General features: G+C 63.8%; 16 protein-coding genes. 9 read left to right on the top strand and 7 right to left on the bottom strand.

All coding sequences use genetic code 11. The annotated features are described in order from the left end of the window. Nucleotides 1-85 precede the first annotated feature (85 nt). On the top strand, nt 86-1,009 hold the full coding sequence (locus tag JNO50_RS02060; RefSeq protein ID WP_189533943.1) for a LysR substrate-binding domain-containing protein: 924 nt from the start codon (nt 86-88) through the stop codon (nt 1,007-1,009). Between the two features lie 5 nt (nt 1,010-1,014). Here the strand turns inward: JNO50_RS02060 and JNO50_RS02055 are convergent, their stop codons facing one another. The 3 genes from JNO50_RS02055 to JNO50_RS02045 form a co-directional block, all read right to left on the bottom strand. Next, complete coding sequence (locus JNO50_RS02055) at nt 1,015-1,716, bottom strand: GIN domain-containing protein (protein WP_189533945.1); 702 nt, start codon at nt 1,714-1,716, stop codon at nt 1,015-1,017. 166 nt (nt 1,717-1,882) lie between these two features. After that, nucleotides 1,883-3,220 carry a HAMP domain-containing sensor histidine kinase gene (locus JNO50_RS02050; RefSeq protein WP_189533947.1) on the bottom strand — a complete coding sequence of 446 codons (1,338 nt, stop codon included), beginning with the start codon at nt 3,218-3,220 and terminating at the stop codon, nt 1,883-1,885. A 1-nt stretch (nt 3,221) separates the two neighbouring features. Continuing rightward, nucleotides 3,222-3,911 (bottom strand): response regulator transcription factor, encoded by a 690-nt coding sequence (locus tag JNO50_RS02045; RefSeq protein ID WP_189533949.1) that lies wholly within the window; start codon nt 3,909-3,911, stop codon nt 3,222-3,224. A 167-nt stretch (nt 3,912-4,078) separates the two neighbouring features. Between JNO50_RS02045 and JNO50_RS02040 the strand changes: the two genes are divergently transcribed. Together JNO50_RS02040 and JNO50_RS02035 are read left to right on the top strand one after the other, a co-directional pair. Continuing rightward, on the top strand, nt 4,079-4,546 hold the full coding sequence (locus JNO50_RS02040; RefSeq protein WP_189533950.1) for a Spy/CpxP family protein refolding chaperone: 468 nt from the start codon (nt 4,079-4,081) through the stop codon (nt 4,544-4,546). A gap of 232 nt (nt 4,547-4,778) precedes the next feature. Beyond that, nucleotides 4,779-5,417: an EF-hand domain-containing protein gene (locus tag JNO50_RS02035; RefSeq protein WP_189533952.1), complete on the top strand. Its 639-nt coding sequence runs from the start codon at nt 4,779-4,781 to the stop codon at nt 5,415-5,417. 21 nt (nt 5,418-5,438) lie between these two features. Here the strand turns inward: JNO50_RS02035 and JNO50_RS02030 are convergent, their stop codons facing one another. Next, nucleotides 5,439-6,338, bottom strand: a complete 900-nt coding sequence (locus JNO50_RS02030; RefSeq protein ID WP_189533954.1) for a LysR family transcriptional regulator — start codon at nt 6,336-6,338, stop codon at nt 5,439-5,441. Nucleotides 6,339-6,450: 112 nt separating this feature from the next. Here JNO50_RS02030 and JNO50_RS02025 point away from each other — a divergent pair, with 112 nt between their 5' ends. From JNO50_RS02025 to JNO50_RS02015, 3 genes are all read left to right on the top strand, one after another. Next, complete coding sequence (locus JNO50_RS02025) at nt 6,451-7,335, top strand: MBL fold metallo-hydrolase (protein ID WP_189533956.1); 885 nt, start codon at nt 6,451-6,453, stop codon at nt 7,333-7,335. Further along, nucleotides 7,329-7,997 carry a DsbA family protein gene (locus tag JNO50_RS02020; RefSeq protein ID WP_189533958.1) on the top strand — a complete coding sequence of 223 codons (669 nt, stop codon included), beginning with the start codon at nt 7,329-7,331 and terminating at the stop codon, nt 7,995-7,997. Before JNO50_RS02025 ends, JNO50_RS02020 begins: the two co-directional genes overlap by 7 nt. Before the next feature lie 186 nt (nt 7,998-8,183). Then, nucleotides 8,184-9,842, top strand: coding sequence for a SulP family inorganic anion transporter (locus JNO50_RS02015; protein ID WP_189533960.1), 1,659 nt, complete (start codon nt 8,184-8,186; stop codon nt 9,840-9,842). Here JNO50_RS02015 and JNO50_RS02010 read toward each other — a convergent pair. Beyond that, on the bottom strand, nt 9,834-11,729 hold the full coding sequence (locus tag JNO50_RS02010; RefSeq protein WP_280530241.1) for an ABC transporter ATP-binding protein: 1,896 nt from the start codon (nt 11,727-11,729) through the stop codon (nt 9,834-9,836). The genes JNO50_RS02015 and JNO50_RS02010 overlap by 9 nt on opposite strands. Before the next feature lie 105 nt (nt 11,730-11,834). Here JNO50_RS02010 and JNO50_RS02005 point away from each other — a divergent pair, with 105 nt between their 5' ends. Further along, on the top strand, nt 11,835-12,293 hold the full coding sequence (locus JNO50_RS02005) for a DUF4870 domain-containing protein (protein WP_189533963.1): 459 nt from the start codon (nt 11,835-11,837) through the stop codon (nt 12,291-12,293). A 58-nt stretch (nt 12,294-12,351) separates the two neighbouring features. Here JNO50_RS02005 and JNO50_RS02000 read toward each other — a convergent pair whose 3' ends face one another. Next, complete coding sequence (locus JNO50_RS02000; RefSeq protein WP_189533964.1) at nt 12,352-12,951, bottom strand: phosphorylase family protein; 600 nt, start codon at nt 12,949-12,951, stop codon at nt 12,352-12,354. 196 nt (nt 12,952-13,147) lie between these two features. On the opposite strand from JNO50_RS02000, the gene JNO50_RS01995 reads away from it, so the two are divergent. Then, nucleotides 13,148-14,461: a Na+/H+ antiporter family protein gene (locus tag JNO50_RS01995; protein ID WP_189533966.1), complete on the top strand. Its 1,314-nt coding sequence runs from the start codon at nt 13,148-13,150 to the stop codon at nt 14,459-14,461. Nucleotides 14,462-14,489: 28 nt separating this feature from the next. Here the strand turns inward: JNO50_RS01995 and JNO50_RS01990 are convergent, their stop codons facing one another. Next, the gene (locus JNO50_RS01990; protein ID WP_189533968.1) at nt 14,490-14,831 is read right to left on the bottom strand and encodes an FKBP-type peptidyl-prolyl cis-trans isomerase; all 342 of its coding nucleotides are present in this window, start codon (nt 14,829-14,831) and stop codon (nt 14,490-14,492) included. Nucleotides 14,832-15,431: 600 nt separating this feature from the next. On the opposite strand from JNO50_RS01990, the gene JNO50_RS01985 reads away from it, so the two are divergent. After that, nucleotides 15,432-16,253, top strand: a complete 822-nt coding sequence (locus JNO50_RS01985; RefSeq protein ID WP_189533970.1) for an alpha/beta fold hydrolase — start codon at nt 15,432-15,434, stop codon at nt 16,251-16,253. Nucleotides 16,254-16,292 lie beyond the last annotated feature (39 nt).

Here is a 16,292-nt window from a genome sequence, read left to right as displayed (position 1 = left end):
TCAGTGACGCCATCGTAAATCCCAGACAAAATTGACACTAGTCCACTAAAATCGGAATCATTGTTCCACCCATAGGACAATTCGGATGCAAGACCTCAACGATCTGTTTTACTTCGCCAAAGTGGTCGAACACGGAGGATTCATGGCGGCGTCGCGCGTGCTCGGCATTCCCAAGTCACGCCTGTCGCGCCGGGTGGCGGATCTGGAAACCCGCCTTGGCGTCCGTCTGCTGCATCGGACAACTCGGCGTCTGGCCTTGACCGCGATCGGAGGGAATGTTTATCAGCATTGTCAGGCGATGCTGGCCGAAGCCACCGCGGCAGAAGAGCTTGTCGAGCGGGTCACGGCCGAACCACGCGGGCTGATACGGGTCAGTTGCCCGGAACTGCTGTCCAAAGTCCTGCTGGGTCCGATTCTGCCCCGGTTTCTGGCCGGCCATCCGAAAGTACGGCTGCATCTGGAATCGACCAACCGGCGCGTGGATCTGATCGAAGAGGGTGTCGATGTCGCCATCCGAGTGCGCAACGTCCTGGAGGACAACGCGAGCCTCGTCGCCCGCCCTCTGGGGGCCACCGAACTGGTGCTGGTGGCCAGCCCGACACTGATCGAGCACCATGGCACGCCCTCGTCCCCCGCCGCGCTGTCCGCCTGGCCCTGCCTGACCATGATCCGTCCGAACAGCACCGGGGAATGGGTATTGCGCGACGACCAGGGCAAAACCATCCAACTGACCATCGAGGCCCCCCGTCTGGTCACCGACGATCTGCAGGTACTGCGCGACGCCACACTGGCCGGGTGCGGCATCGCGGCGCTGCCGCGTTTCCTGTGCGAGGCGTTTTTGGCGGACGGACGGCTGATCCGGCTGTTTCCGGACTATGACATTCCCTACGGCATCCTGCACGCGGTGTTTCCGACACGGCGCGGTCTGAGCCCGGCGGTACGGGTTTTCATCGACTTTCTTGTCGAACACCTCGTGCCCGACAACGCGCCGGGCTACCGGCGGCTCTGAACGTCTTACTCGAAATTGACGCGGGCAACGCCAACGCTTTGCACGCTGCGTTTGGCCGGTTTGCCGAGCACCGTGACCTTTCCGTCGCCGGCCATCGCCACGGACACCGATTCGCCGGCGAACGTCTTGATCACGCAGGAACCGGCGGAAGACACCGAGGCCTCGCGCGCCCTGAGCGCGGACGTATCGATCCGGCCCGAACCGCTCGCGGAAAGCGCCACGCTGCCCACCTCGCCGGCGAGACGGACATGACCGGCTCCGGCGCTCTTGACCGCCAGCGTGTTCCCCTTGATCGCTTCGGCGCTGAGGCTGGCACTGCCCGCCACATCGATCAGTTCGGGCGACGGCCCGCTGATTTCCACCCTGACCGGCTCCTTGCCTTCGATGAAACCGCTTTTCACGCCGACCACCAGCGTCTTGTCGTCCACGGTGGTGGACACCAGCCCCGCCTCATCGTCCGGCGCGACGATCCTGACCGATACCTCGGGTCCGACCTGATAATCAACGCTCACCGGACCGGTGACTTTCACCCCGGAAAACCCCGGAACGACGCGCAGCTCGACATTCGACTCACGCGACGCCGAGGCTTCGCCGACAGGAGAGAAGAGCGATGTCGCGTCGCCGGTCCAGGCCAGGTAGCCTCCCAGCGCGAGCAGCCATACGACGAGAATGCCTCCCGTCACCCGCAAACGCCGTTTATTGATCATGTCGCGTTTCCATTGCATATTCAATTTGCTTATAGTGCCATACCTCCCGGCAAAAGGGAGCCTTGACCCCTCGTAACGGCACGGACATCGTGCCCACCGGAGTCCGACACAGGCAGTGGCCGCAAGTTTCCCAACCACGGCACAGGAAAGACTTTCGCGCGCAGGCTCACTCCTGAACGGGCAGGACCGGCAAGGTGAAGCGGACTTGCAATCCGCCCCCTGGACGGTTGACCGCCGTCACCGACCCTCCCAGCGCCCCGGTCACGCGCCGGGCGATCGCCAGACCGAGGCCATGCCCCGAGGCATCCCGCACGTCGCTGCCCCTGACGAACGGCACAAAAATCGACTCCAGCTCATCGTCCGGAACACCAGGCCCCCGGTCTGACACCACGATATCCAGCAATCCGCCTGTCTTCGCCATGCTCACGTCGACCTCGCTGCCTTCCGGCGCGTGGCGCAGCGCATTGCGCACCACGTTCTCGATGGCGCGATGCAACAGCGACGCATCCGCCAGCACATGCCAGGCGTCGCCGCCCGCCAGGGTCACCGATACCCGGCGGGCGGACGCTTCGAAGACCGCGTCCTCGACAATCCCCTCCATCAGCTCGCCCACGTCCACCGGCGCGCGGATGCCCGCCGCTCCGGCGTCAAGACGCGACAGGGTCAGCAGTTCCTCGACCAGACGGTCCATGCGCTCGCTTTCGCGCTCGAGCCGTTGCATGGTGTCCTCGAGCCGGGCCGGCTGCTGCCGGGCGAGGCCAATGGCCGCCTGCAACCGGGCCAGGGGAGAGCGCAGCTCATGGGAGACATCGTGCATGAGCCGCCGCTGGCCTTCGACCAGACTGCGCAATTGCCGGGTCATGAAGTCGAAATCGCGGCCCAGGTCGGCCAATTCGTCGCGCCGCCGTCCCATGGCGCTGCCGACTTCCACCGTCAAGTCTCCGGCGGCGACGGCGGCGAACGCGCCGCGCAGCAAACGGATGGGGCGGGAAATGTAGGCCGCCAGCAAGGCCGCGAAAATCAGGCTCGCGCACAATGCGGACACCAGGGTGATGAATGGCACGGGACGCCGGCGGTGAGGCGGCGGCCCCGGAGGCGCGCCATCGGCCGGGCGGGCGGTGAATAACAGAAAACGCTCGCCGCCGGGCAGGACCACGGTGCGAACGGCATGCGCCGGCTCGCGCCGCTCGGCAAGCGCGCGCGCCGCCTTGAGCACGGATGGGGCGACCGATCTTCCCATCAGGTCGCGGCCGGCATCATCGACGGCAAGGACTTCCGGATGGCGCTGGCTACCCAGCAGCGTCGTCAGCGCGCCTTTGCCACCATGCTGCAAGGTACCGGCCGCCGCCGAAACGAAATAGGCGGCGGGCGGACTGCCGTCGACAAGCGCATACAAGGCATCGCGCTGGCGGTTTTCCAGCCAGATCACCCCTCCAATGCCGGCCATCGAGGCCAGTTGCGCGAGCCAAATAAAAAAGAAGAACTTCCAGAACAGGCGGCCCATGCTACTCCCGGATCAACTGGTAGCCCTGCCGGTACACGGTCTGAATGCAGGAGCGCCCGTCGGCCAGCGGGCCGAGCTTGTGACGGATGCTGGACAGGTGCACGTCGATGCTGCGGTCAAAACGCGCCAGAGGCCGCCCGAGCGCCTGCTCCGACAGATCGTTCTTGCTCACCGGCCGCCCGGCATGGCGCGCCAGCACTTCGAGCAGATTGAACTCCGTGCTGGTCAGGGACACGGTCTCTCCGGCCCATTCGGCGCGCCGTTGCTCGGGCCACAGACTCAATTGGCCAACGATGATCATCTGCGGCGCGACATCCTCGGCTAAAGACGACTGGGTCCGGCGCAATATGGCGCGGATGCGCGCCGTCAATTCACGGGGGGTGCACGGTTTGGGTACATAATCATCGGCGCCGAGCTCCAGCCCGAGAATCCGGTCGGCGTCGTCGCCGCGCGCCGTCAGCATCAGCACCGGCTGGTTGCTCGCGGCCCGAATGCGCCGCAGGCTCTCCAGACCATTGAGACGCGGCATCATCATGTCGAGAACGACTATCGCGAACTGCCCGCCGAGCGCCAGCGCGACGCCCCTCTCGCCATCCGGCGCCGTGGTCACCTCGAACCCTTCAAGCTCGAGATACTCCTTGAGCATTCCGACCAGCTCCGCGTCATCATCTACCAGCAATACCTTGGCCATCACCATTCATTCCTGTTTCCCTGCTGCGAATCATAACTCCCGCGCCAGGAGGGAGCCACCTGCCAGGAGCACGGTTTTACAGAGTTTTACCCGCCCTTAAAGCCGGTTTACAGCCTGATCGACGACACTTCAAGGCATCCCCCGCACGCTTCACGAAGGAGAGTCCCATGAATTTCTTTTCGCAACGCATTCTTCGCCAGCTTCTTGTGTCGTCGCTGTGTCTGGCAGCCTTACCCGCCGCCGCCGCCCCCTGCCCCGGCATGATGAACCCGGAGCCCGGCATGATGGCCCACGGCTCCGTGCGCGGACACCCGGGACTATTCGGTCTGCTGCACCGTGTCGATCTGAGCGATGCGCAAAAAGACACCATTTTCGCCATTTTGCACGAACAGGCGCCGACACTGCGGGACGCCATGAAAGCCATGCGCAACGCCAACCGCGCACTGAAGGATCTGGCGCTGTCCGGCAAATACGATGAAACCCGCGCTGCGGCCCTGGCCGACGACATTGCCGCCGCCCACCGCCGGATGGCCCTGCTGCATGCCGCCACCGACGCCCGTGTCGTCGCCGTCTTGACTCCGTCGCAACGCGACCGGCTCAAGGATTTGCAAACCCGACACGATATGCCGCATTGACCCGGTCCGGCGGCAGGATTTGCCGCCGCCTCTGCGGCATATCCCGCTCAATGGCGATTCGCGGCCCGATAGGGCCGCTTTGTTTATGTCTCCGTGCCACCGGTTAACACCGTTTTACGTTTATCTACGCGAAACGCACGTTTTTTCAATCACTTACTGGCAAGGTTCTTGCATAAAAAGGCGCGACGGCAGGCGTTCTGCCCGTCGCAGACACACAGAAGGACGTCCCATCATGAGTACCTTCGGAAACATCACCGCGACACCGTACCGCAACGACCCGGCGCAGGCCGTCAATACGGTATTCTCCCACCTGGACACCAGCCGGCAGGGTTACCTCGGCCAGAGCGATTTCACCAGCGCCCTGCAAAAACTCGGCATCGGCAAGGCGCAGGCCGACACGTCGGCAAGCCAGCTTGTCGCCGCGCTGGACAGCGATGGCGACGGCAAGATCACCCAGAACGAGATGACCGACGGCCTCGAACAACTGGCCGCGCAATTCGATCGGGCCTTCAATACCCAGCGCACTCATCGTCACGGTCATCACCACAAACCGGGGCCGGCCAGCGAAGCGGGCGATGGCATGAGCCGGAATGACCTGCAGAACCTGCTGAATGCGCTGAACAGCGGTCAGCCCCGGCAAACCGGCGCACTCGATACACTGATCAATCAGTTCGACGCGGCCGATACGGACAAGAACGGCAAGCTCAGCGCCAGCGAAGCCTGGAGTTTCCTGCAAGCGACGCAAAGCAGCGGAACGGCGCAACCCCCGGCATCCGCAACGGCATCGGCCATACGTACCATGATGCAGCTGGTCAGCGCTTACGCCACCCCGGCGGCGGGCGGCGCCGACAGCACCCAGGGGCGCGCCTGACGGGGGGCTTCCGGCCCGCTTCTAGGCCTTCCACAGCGGGTCGGCGGCGAACGCTTCTCCAAGAAAATCCAGCATGCTGCGCAAGGTCGCCGGCATGTGCCGCCGGGAACCGTACACCCCGTACACGCCCAGCGTGGCCGGTTCGAGCTCCGGCAGCAGGGCGACCAGCCGCCCGTCCCGCAGCAGGGGGGTGGCGGCGTAGCGCGGTTGCAGACTGACGCCCGATCCATGCACCGTGGCCGCCAGCAACACCGATGACTCGTTCGCGGTCAGGGTCCCCGACACCGGTACGGATTGCGGGCCTTCCGCGCTGTCGAAACGCCACAGACTTTTACCGAAATACGAGTAGGTCAGACAATTGTGCAAGGCCAGGTCCGCCGCGCGCAGCGGCACGCCGTGCCGTTCCAGATAGGCCGGCGACGCGCAGATCACCGAACGGCAGGTACCGAAGCGCCGGGCAATCAGGTTGGGATCCAGGTCGTTGGTGATGCGGATGGCCAGATCGATGCGCTCCTCGACCAGATTCACCGCCCGGTCGACCAACAACATGTCGACGGCCACGGAGGGGTAGCGCGCCTGATACTCGCCAAGCCGCTGCGCAAGCCAGGCCTGCCCCAGCGACATGCTGGCCGTCAATCGCAGGATGCCGCGCGGCGCTTCATCGGGCAAACGCCCGAGCGCGGTCATTTCCTCCCCGATCGCCAGCATCTGGCGGCAGCGTGACACCATTTCCGTGCCCATGTGCGTCAGCGTGACCTTTCGGGTACTGCGGTGCAAAAGCCGCGCGCCCACCCAGTCTTCCAGACTGGCCAGGTAGCGTGTCGCCATGGCCCGCGACATCTCCATCCGTTCCGCGGCGGCGGTCAGACTGCCTTGTTCCGCCACCGCCAGAAAAACCTGCATCGCCCTGAGTCTGTCCATTTTGTTTGATCGATTAATGCAACAATAAAGCCACCATTATGGGGTTTATCTCGCTGTTTTGCGCAACTAAGATGAGCGGCATGTTGGTAAGACATTTTTCAGGAGAGACTCCATGACCCGCTTCACGCTGAACAAAACCGCCGCCGCCCTGGCCCTCGCCACCGCCACTCTGCCCGCCGCCCAGGCCGCCGGCCCCCAACTTAACCTGTCGGTCTACAATCCGGCCGACAAGGCCATCTTCCCGGTCTCCTCCTCGCTGGTCACCGGCAAGCACGACGCGATCCTGATCGACGCCCAGTTCGCCCGCAAGGACGCCGAGGCGCTCGTCAAACAAATCAAGGACAGCGGCAAAACGCTGACCACCGTTTACATCAGCCACGGAGATCCGGACTACTACTTCGGACTGGACACCATCAAGGCGGCGTTCCCCAACGCTCGCGTTCTGGCCACCGGGCCAACCATCGCGCACATCAAGGCCACCATGAACCAGAAACTCGCCTTCTGGGGCCCCAAGCTCGGCAACGATGCGCCGGCCCGCCTGATCGTGCCCGAGCCGATCAAGGGCGATACCCTGAAGCTGGAAGGCCGCGAGCTGAAAGTGATCGGTGTCGACGGCGCTCGCTCCGAACTGAGCGTAGTGTGGATTCCTTCATTGCGCACCGTGACCGGCGGGGTTCCGGTGGTCGGCAACCAGCACGTATGGATGGCCGACAGCAAGACTCCCGAGGCCCGCAAGACCTGGAAACAAACTCTTGATCGCATCTCGGCGCTGCATCCGGTCAAAGTCGTTCCCGGCCATTACCTGCCCGGCGCGAAACTCGATCTGACATCGGTACGTTTCACGCGTGACTATATCGACGCGATCGAGACCGAACTGCCGAAAGCCGCCGACAGCAAAGCGCTGGTCGAGGCGATGAAACTGCGTTACCCGAATCTCGGCGGCGAAGCCGATCTGGAACTGGGCGCCAAGGTGCTCAAGGGTGAAATGCCGTGGTAAGCGCCAGGCTGCATTATGTGTTCGATCCCTTGTGCGGCTGGTGCTACGGCGCCGCGCCGCTGATCGCGGCGGCCCGCGCGCTGCCCGGCATCGGGCTGGTCCTGCACGGCGGCGGCATGATGAGCGGCCCCAACCGTCAACCGGTGACGCCGGCGCTGCGCCGCTATGTGATGGAGCACGACAAGCGCATCGCCGCGTTGAGCGGACAAACATTCGGGGAGGCCTATTTCAACGGCTTGCTGCTCGACGAAACCGCTGTCTTCGACTCCACCCCGCCTATCGCGGCCATCCTCGCCGCCGAGTCGCTCGCAGGAGAAGGCGCCGCCCTGCTTGCCCGCCTGCAGGCCGCGCACTACCGGGAAGGACGCCGCATCGCCGATCCGGCCGTGCTGGCCGACATTGTGGCCGAAGCGGGCCTGTCCGCCGGGGCGTTTTCGGATGAGCTGGCGAAACAGCTCGCCGAAGGCTCGGTGGACGCGCATATCCGGAACAGCCGGGACGTGCTCGCCCGCATCGGTGGTCAGGGTTTCCCAACCCTGGCGTTGGAAACGGACGGAAACTGGACACGGCTGGATATCGGCCGCTATATCGGACAGCCGGACGCTTTCGCCGCCGACCTGCGGGACAAAGTTGAGGTTGGAGCCACCGACCGCCCGCGCTGAAAGACGTTCCGCGACACAAAGACGGGACAACACGGGAGACCGATCCGGTCTCCCCTTTCTTTTTTTATCGGGTCAGCGTCTTCAACGGCAGTCGAAAAATCCCGACCATCCACTCACAACAAGGATGGCATCGCACGTTAATTTCACTATTTCATGAACTATGGATACCCGGTTTATAGTAGCGGCATGACACCATCACCTCCGCCAAGAGTGGGCGACTGGCAAAAAGACGGGATGGCCGCCCTGTCCCTGGCGGGCCTGCTGATTCCCGAGGCGGTCGCCTACGCCGGCATCGCGGGCTTGCCGCCGCAGGCGGGCCTTGTGGCGCTGTGTTTTGGCCTGCTCGGTTACGGGCTGATCGGGCAGAGCCGCTTCGCCATTGTCGCGTCGACATCATCGACCGCGGCCGTGCTGGCCAGCGCGACGGCGTCGATCGCTCCGGGCAATCCGCAGCAGCAGATGATGCTGGCCGCCGGCCTTGTCCTGCTGACTGGCGTGCTGTTCGCCGGCGCCGCGTTCCTTGAGCTCGGCCGCATCGCCGACTTCATCGCGCGTCCTGTGCTGCGCGGATTCTCCCTCGGACTCGGGCTGGTGGTGACCATCAAGCAGTTGCCGCATTTGGTCGGTCTGGGCAAAACACCCGGTGTGCCGCTGGAAACCCTGATGGATGTCGGAACCCGGTTCCCCCAGTGGCATCTCCCTTCATTGCTGCTCGGCCTTGCCGCGCTCGCCCTGCTGTTCGGCCTGTCCCGCTGGCGGCGCCTGCCGGCCGCCTTATTGGTGATGGGGTTGGGCATCCTGGCGGCCAGGCTGTTTCCCCAGGCCATCCCGGATGTCGCGCTGGTCGGACGGATCACCCTCAACGTCGCCCGTCCGGACATCCCGGATCTGGATCTGGCGCAATGGGAACGGCTGGGAGAACTGGCTCTGGCCGTGATGCTCATGTCGTACGCCGAATCCTGTACCTCGATCCGTTCGACCGCCCTGCGCCACGGTGATACGGTGGACCCGAACCGCGACCTGTGGGCGCTGGGCATGGCCAACATCCTGTCCGGACTGTTTCAGGGGGCGCCGGTCGGCGCCGGTTACTCCGCCACCTCCGCCAACGAAACCTTCGGCGCCACGTCGCGCGCCGCCGGCATGCTGTCGCTGGCCGTGGTGCTCATCGCCATCACCACGTTGCTGCCGCTCTTGGCTTTCACCCCGGAGCCCGTGCTGGCGGCGATCGTGATCCACGCGCTGGCGCACAACCTCAACCCCCGGCCCATTCTGGACTATTTCCGCCTTCGGCGGGGAAGAACGCTGGCGGTGAGTGCGGCGCTGGGCGCCCTGTTGTTCGGCGTGCTGGACGGCTTGCTGCTGGCCGTCGGCATCAGCTTCGTCCGAACCATCATGGACCTGTCCAAGGCCTCGGTATCGCGGCTGGGCCGGCTCAACCACGGTCACGACTACGTCAGTATCAGCCAGTTTCCCGAAGCGCGCGAAGAGCCGGGCATCCTCATCCTGCGCGCCGATCAGCCACTGTATTTCGCCAACAGCGACCGAACCGCGTCGCTGATCCGGCAGGAAAGCGACGCCAGCGACGCGCGCATCGTCATCATCAGCCTGGAAGAGTCGCCGGATCTTGACGCCTCGGTGGTGGAAAGCCTCGCCGAACTGGCGGCCCACCTCGCGGGCAAGGGAAAAACCGTCTATCTGGCGCGCCTCAAACCCGAGGCCCACCAGGTGTTGTCGCGCGCCGCGCTCAAGGACCTGGGCGAGGCCGCGCTGATCGACCTGAGCGTCGACGGCGCGGTTCACCTGGCCCGCCGGCACGCCATCCCGGCTGACAGCGCATCAGGTTGACGCGGCCTGCCCGACCGCCTCATCCGACTCCTCGCCGAGAAAACCGCCACTCTGATGGGCCCAGAGCCTGGCGTACACGCCCCCTTTGGCCAGCAGGGTGCGATGGTCGCCCTCTTCGACGATACGCCCCCGATCCAGCACGACAAGCCGGTCCATCGCCGCGATGGTGGATAGCCGGTGAGCGATGGCGACCACCGTCTTGCCTTCCATCAGCCGGTACAGGCTCGCCTGAATCGCCGCTTCCACCTCGGAGTCCAGCGCGCTCGTCGCCTCGTCGAGCAACAGGATCGGCGCGTCCTTGAGCATCACCCGGGCGATCGCGATGCGTTGCCGCTGCCCCCCGGACAGTTTCACGCCGCGCTCGCCGACATGGGCATCATAGCCGCAGCGTCCCTGCGGATCGGTCAGCGTGGCGATGAATTCATCCGCTTCGGCGCGCCGCGCGGCGGACACCATGTCGCTCTCGCCGGCGTCGGGCCGGCCGTACAGAATGTTGTCGCGCACCGAGCGGTGCAAAAGCGACGTATCCTGGGTCACCATGCCGATTTCCCTGCGCAGGCTCTCCTGGGTCACTTCCGCGATATTCTGACCATCGATCAGGATGCGTCCGCTGTCGACGTCGTGGAACCGAAGCAGCAGATTGACGATCGTCGACTTGCCCGCCCCCGAACGGCCCACCAGACCGATCTTCTCGCCGGGACGGATCGTCAGGTTCAGGCTGTCGATCACCGGCGTGTCCCGGCCATAGGAAAACCTCACCGCCTCGAAGCGGATCTCGCCGCGACGCACGACAAGTTCGCTCGCGCCGGGACGATCGGTAATGGCATGCCGCCGCGACAAGGTGGTGATGCCGTCCTGCACCGTGCCGATGTATTCGAACAGCGAGGCCATCTCCCACATGATCCAGTGCGAAATGCCGTTCAGCCGCAAGGCCATGGCCGTCGAGGCCGCCACCGCTCCGACTCCGGCGCGCCCCTGCGTCCACAGCCACAAGGCGACACCGGCCGTCGACGCGATCAGCAGCATGCTCAGCAAGTGATTGACGACATCGAAACCGCTGACCAGACGCATCTGGGCATGAACCGCCCGCATGAATTCCTGCATGGCCGAACGGGCGAATCCCGCCTCGCGCTGGGCGTGGGAGAACAGTTTGACCGTGGCGATATTGGTGTAGGCGTCGGTGATGCGTCCGGTCATCAGCGAGCGGGCATCCGCCTGGGCCGCCGCCACGTGGCCAAGGCGGGGCACGAAATACCGCAAGGCCGCCACGTACAGAACCAGCCAGCCCAGAAACGGCGCCATCAGCCACGCATCGAAACCGCCGACCACGGCCACCATGGTGAAGAAGTAGATGGTTCCGAACACCATGATGTCGGCCACCACCATCACGGTGTCGCGCACGGCAAGGGCGGTCTGCATGACCTTCGCGGAAATCCGCCCGGCAAACTCGTCCTGGAAAAACGCCATGCTCTGGCCCAGCATGTGACGATGGAAATTCCAGCGCAGCCGCATCGGCAGATTGCCGGCGAGGACCTGGTGCTTGATCAGCGTTTCCAGAAGCACCAGGAATCCGCTACCCAGCAAAATGGCCGCGAGCAGGAGCAGATGCTCGCGCTCCTGGCTCCACAGTTTCGCCGGCTCGACACGGGCGAGCCAGTCAACGATGCTGCCGAGCATACTGAAGAGCAGCGCCTCGAACGCGCCGATCATGGCGGTCAGCAGGATCAGGGCCGCGATGAATGGCCGTACTCCACGCGTTGCCGCCCACAGGAAGGCGAACAGCCCCGTGGGGGGAGCCGGAGGCGGTGTTTCAGGATAAGGGTCGATCCATTTCTCGAAAAAACCGAACACGGTTGATATCTCCGCAATAACAGAAAAAGCCGGCATGGCAACGCGCGGCGGGGACGTACCCGCCAACCACCGTTCCTTGCCAATGCAATGTGGATACTCTAGGATGGCTTTTCGACTGAGCGCATCAGGGAAAGTTGCATCATGTACTGTCCGGACTGCGGTACCCAGGCGTCGGAACACGACCGGTTCTGCAAGCATTGCGGCAAGGCGCTCGGCCTCGAACACGACCGCCCGCCGCTGGGCCGGCTGGTGGTCGACCACACGGCGCTCGCCGTCGTCGCCCATCTGCTGGGGATTTTCATTCCCGTTCTCGGAGCGCTCGTCATCCTCATCGCGCAGAACCGCGACCAGGATCCGCGGGCCGCCGGCAACATCCGCGAGGCGATCAATTTTCAATTGACCGCCGTGCTGGTCGGCATCGGCGTCGCCATCGGCGGATTCATTTTCGCGGTGATGACGCTCGGACTCGGCCTGGTCCTGGTCGGCCTGGTCTGGTGGCTGCTGGGCATCGTCTATCTCGTGCTGTGCGTGATCGGAGCGGTCAAATGCGCGACAGGGGAAGACTACCGCTACCCGGTCTGCCTGCGCATCCTGCGCTAACGAAAAAGAGGCGGGCAGCTCCCGGCGGCGCGGCGAACGACAGCCGCGGCGGGCTCGCTTATGCCGCGCCCTTCACAACGTCCACCAGGCGGTGCAAGGCGTCGGTCAGCACCCGGACGGATCCCGGCAAATCCCAGTCGTCCGCCTCCGGCCCCACGGTATTGGATATCGCCCTCAGTTCCAGAAAGCGCTGCCCCTCCTGCCGGCAAACATGAAAAAACGCCGCCCCTTCCATGTTTTCCAGATCGGCTTCGCGCGTGTCGACGAACGGCGCCATGGCCGCGTTCAGCGAGATGCTGCGCGCCCTCTTGAACACATCGGATTCGGGCAAATGGGGACAGTCGAGGATATGGCGCCGCTCGAACTCCATATCGATCGGCAAATGCGCCAGATGCGTGAATCCGTCTTTGGTGAAGAAACCGAGATCGGCCTCGACTTCCGATTCGACGAGCGCCACATCGCCGATACCCAGCCCGGAATGCGCGAACGCGCCGGCCACACCGGCCAGGATCAGCCAGTCGGGCCGGTGTTCATGAATCGTCTTGAGCGTCGCGTACGCGGTGGCGGTCAAACCGACGCCGGTGACCAGGCTTGTGACCTCCGGCGAGGAAAACAGCGCCGCCTCGGTGGCCGTGGGGAACAGAATAATGATCTTCATACCAAAACCCGGGATAACGGAGCGGCGGCCCCGCATTCATGTCAGAACCCGACCATCATGCTGTAAACACCGGAAAAATGGCAATCCCGACGACCGCGGCACGGCGAATCACTCGACATATCCGCAAAAACCCGCTACCCTGCCCCGCCTCTAGCCGCACAACCCGTTGATTTGTCTATACTTGTCTATACAAATAATGAATTCAGTACTTTTGGCCATTTTTGTCATGCTGGGCCTGGCCCTGCTGAGAACCCACGTTGTCATCAGCCTGTTGATCGGGGCGCTGGTCGGCGGCCTGTATGGCGGCCTGTCGCTCGCCGACACGCTGGCGGCATTCAATAACGGCATTACCGGCGGCGCGTCGGTCGCGCTCTCTTACGCGTTGCTCGGCGCGTTCGCCCTCGCGATCGCCCATTCCGGACTGCCGCACGCCATGGCCGATCTGGCGGCTCGCCACCTGGAAAACAGCCAGGGACAGACTCGTCTCAAATGGGGGCTGATCCTGCTCTTCACGCTGGTCAGCATCGCCAGCCAGAATCTGGTGCCGATCCATATCGCCTTCATCCCCCTGCTGGTGCCCCCGCTACTGTATGTCATGGCGCGCCTGCATCTGGATCGCCGGCTGATCGCCTGCGTCATCACCTTCGGCCTGGTCACCCCTTATATGGTGTTTCCGGTCGGTTTCGGGGATATTTTCCTGAAACAGATCCTGCTGGGGAACATCGTTCGCGCCGGGCTTGATGTCTCCGGCGTCAATGTGATGCACGCCATGGCGATTCCCGCGCTGGGCATGCTGGCGGGGCTTTTGCTCGCCGTGTTCGTCAGTTACCGCCGTCCGCGCCACTACCGGCTCGGCAAAATCGAAAACGTGGAAATGACCCGCGTCAAACTGGAGCGTTCATCGCTGATCGCGGCAGTGGCCGCCATCGTTCTGGCCTTCGCGGTGCAGCTCTATTGCGACTCGATGATCATGGGCGCGCTGGCCGGATTTCTGGTGTTCCTGGCATGCGGTGTCGTCAAGTGGAAAGATGCTGACGGAGTATTCAACGAAGGCATGAAAATGATGGCGATGATCGGTTTCACCATGATCACCGCCCAGGGATTCGCCGAAGTGCTCAAGGCCAGCGGCCAAGTCAATGCGCTGGTCGCCTCAGGCACGGCCTTGTTCGCCGGCAATCGGGGCATGGCCGCCTTCGTGATGCTGCTGGTCGGACTGGTGGTCACGCTGGGCATCGGCTCATCCTTCTCCACCGTGCCCATCCTCGCCGCCATTTACGTCCCCTTGTGCATGCAGCTCGGTTTCTCGCCGCTGGCGACCGTCTCGCTCATCGGTACGGCGGGAGCCCTGGGAGACGCCGGGTCACCGGCGTCGGATTCGACGCTCGGCCCGAGCTCGGGCCTGAACATGGACGGCCAGCACGACCATATTCGCGACACCGTGGTGCCGACCTTCCTGCACTACAACCTGCCGTTGATGGCGGCCGGCTGGATCGCCGCCATGACGCTCTGACACGGGACAGGGCCATGGCAGTCCGGTCCTAGTCGTCGCGGGTGAGCACGTCCAGAAGCTCGATCTCGAATCTCAGATTCGAATTCGGTTTGATACGCTCGCCAACCGAGCGTTCGCCATAGGCGAGGTGGGCAGGAACGAACAATGCGCGTTTCCCGCCCACTTTCATGCCCATCAATCCCTGATCCCAACCTTTGATGACGCGACCGGTGCCGATCACGCACTGGAAAGGCTTTCCGCGCTCCCAGGAAGAGTCGAACACGGTGCCATCCTCGAGAAACCCCGTATACTGAGTTGTAATCAAGGCGCCTTTGACGACCTCCCGTCCATCACCGACCACGATGTCGGTTACCTGCAGTTCATTGCTCATGCCGTCACTCACTGGTTGTCGTTGCCGCGTTCCCCCCTGCTCGGCACAGGGCTTCGCGGAATATCGCACGCAGTGTAGCCCAAGCCCTGCCTGTTGAAAAACACCGCATTGCGGACTGAAGTCTCCATTCAAACGGGAAGCGAACCCGCCTTTTTCTTTGTGATTACGACCGCTATCGTGCGTCCTTCCTTATTCCCGGACTGGATCAGAACGAGGGACCGGGCTGCGGATTCGGCTTCGGCTTCTCGGTGAGGCGCGATCCGTTGGCGGCGGACTCTCCCGAGTCGCCATGGTGGTGGAGCCTACGGGCACTCCTGGTTCGTCGACAAGGCGCAAGGAATTAGTGTTGTGGCTTTTACCAACACTCTTTATGGAGGCATGTCGGGCCGCTTTGTGACGGACGTGCGCGACGCTGCCTATGCCCCCATCGCGGCGACACAGGACCAGCCCGGCCTTTTAGGGATAACGGATACCACGAGACGCCCAACCAAAAGATGCCATTCGCGTAAAAACATGTGAAACTGATGCATCCATGGCCGACGACGGGCGGCAAGCCCGCTCGGCAAAACGTTTCTTTACCAAAACCGACGAAAGACCGCGATGGAAATCCCGCCGATTCCGCATAAAGACACATGGATCACCACAGACCAGGGCGACATTCTTTCACGTTGCTGGCGGCCGGCCTCATGCCGCTCCCGCACACCCATCGTTCTGTTTCATGACTCACTGGGCTGCATCGAGCTCTGGCGCGCGTTTCCTGCCTTGCTGGCCGAGCAAACCCAACGGCAAGTGATCGCCTACGACCGCCTCGGGTTCGGGCAGTCAGATCTTCGCACCGACAAGCCGGGCATCGATTTCATCGAGGAGGAAGCCCTGCGGTATTTCCCCGTGTTGCGCCGGCAGCTGGGCATCGAGCGATTCATCGCCTTCGGACACAGCGTTGGAGGTGGCATGGCGGTTCACTGCGCGGCGCACCACGCGCCAGACTGCGAAGCCCTGATCACGGTATCGGCTCAGGCCTTTGTCGAAGACCGGACTCGTGCGGGAATCATGGCGGCGCGCGAGGATTTTGCGCAGGCGGCGTCGTTCGAACGGCTACGCCGCTACCACGGGGAAAAAGCGCGCTGGGTACTGGATACCTGGGTCGACATCTGGTTGTCACCCGGTTTCGGCAACTGGACGCTGGACGGTGTGCTGCCCCGCGTCGATTGCCCGACGCTGGTCATTCACGGCGAAAACGATGAATACGGCTCAGCGGCGCATCCGCGACGCATCGCCAACGGCATCGGGACGCGCGCGCGCATGACCCTCCTTCCGGAAACAGGCCATGTTCCGCATCGGGAGGACGGCCACGGCATCGCGCGACGCATCGCGGGTTTTCTGGAGGAACGGGCCGGGACGACACCGGAGGCGGCGCCATGAAATCCGGCCGCCAGAAAGGCAAAAGCCCTGACCGTAGGG

Origin of the sequence: Paludibacterium paludis, assembly GCF_018802605.1 — a bacterium.
Classification (GTDB): Bacteria; Pseudomonadota; Gammaproteobacteria; order Burkholderiales; family Chromobacteriaceae; genus Paludibacterium; species Paludibacterium paludis.
The sequence above is the reverse complement of the archived record's forward strand: the minus strand, read 5'-3'. Positions and strand labels throughout refer to the sequence as shown.

What these genes read in the sequence shown, in the direction of transcription:
- JNO50_RS01990 (WP_189533968.1), bottom strand. Translation starts at nt 14,831, where the DNA reads ATGAGCAATGAACTGCAGGTAACCGACATCGTGGTCGGTGATGGACGG.
- JNO50_RS02015 (WP_189533960.1), top strand. Translation starts at nt 8,184, where the DNA reads ATGACACCATCACCTCCGCCAAGAGTGGGCGACTGGCAAAAAGACGGG.
- JNO50_RS02050 (WP_189533947.1), bottom strand. Translation starts at nt 3,220, where the DNA reads ATGGGCCGCCTGTTCTGGAAGTTCTTCTTTTTTATTTGGCTCGCGCAA.
- JNO50_RS01985 (WP_189533970.1), top strand. Translation starts at nt 15,432, where the DNA reads ATGGAAATCCCGCCGATTCCGCATAAAGACACATGGATCACCACAGAC.
- JNO50_RS02055 (WP_189533945.1), bottom strand. Translation starts at nt 1,716, where the DNA reads ATGATCAATAAACGGCGTTTGCGGGTGACGGGAGGCATTCTCGTCGTA.
- JNO50_RS02045 (WP_189533949.1), bottom strand. Translation starts at nt 3,911, where the DNA reads ATGGCCAAGGTATTGCTGGTAGATGATGACGCGGAGCTGGTCGGAATG.
- JNO50_RS02030 (WP_189533954.1), bottom strand. Translation starts at nt 6,338, where the DNA reads ATGGACAGACTCAGGGCGATGCAGGTTTTTCTGGCGGTGGCGGAACAA.
- JNO50_RS02025 (WP_189533956.1), top strand. Translation starts at nt 6,451, where the DNA reads ATGACCCGCTTCACGCTGAACAAAACCGCCGCCGCCCTGGCCCTCGCC.
- JNO50_RS02060 (WP_189533943.1), top strand. Translation starts at nt 86, where the DNA reads ATGCAAGACCTCAACGATCTGTTTTACTTCGCCAAAGTGGTCGAACAC.
- JNO50_RS02040 (WP_189533950.1), top strand. Translation starts at nt 4,079, where the DNA reads ATGAATTTCTTTTCGCAACGCATTCTTCGCCAGCTTCTTGTGTCGTCG.
- JNO50_RS02000 (WP_189533964.1), bottom strand. Translation starts at nt 12,951, where the DNA reads ATGAAGATCATTATTCTGTTCCCCACGGCCACCGAGGCGGCGCTGTTT.
- JNO50_RS02005 (WP_189533963.1), top strand. Translation starts at nt 11,835, where the DNA reads ATGTACTGTCCGGACTGCGGTACCCAGGCGTCGGAACACGACCGGTTC.
- JNO50_RS02010 (WP_280530241.1), bottom strand. Translation starts at nt 11,729, where the DNA reads ATGCCGGCTTTTTCTGTTATTGCGGAGATATCAACCGTGTTCGGTTTT.
- JNO50_RS02035 (WP_189533952.1), top strand. Translation starts at nt 4,779, where the DNA reads ATGAGTACCTTCGGAAACATCACCGCGACACCGTACCGCAACGACCCG.
- JNO50_RS01995 (WP_189533966.1), top strand. Translation starts at nt 13,148, where the DNA reads ATGAATTCAGTACTTTTGGCCATTTTTGTCATGCTGGGCCTGGCCCTG.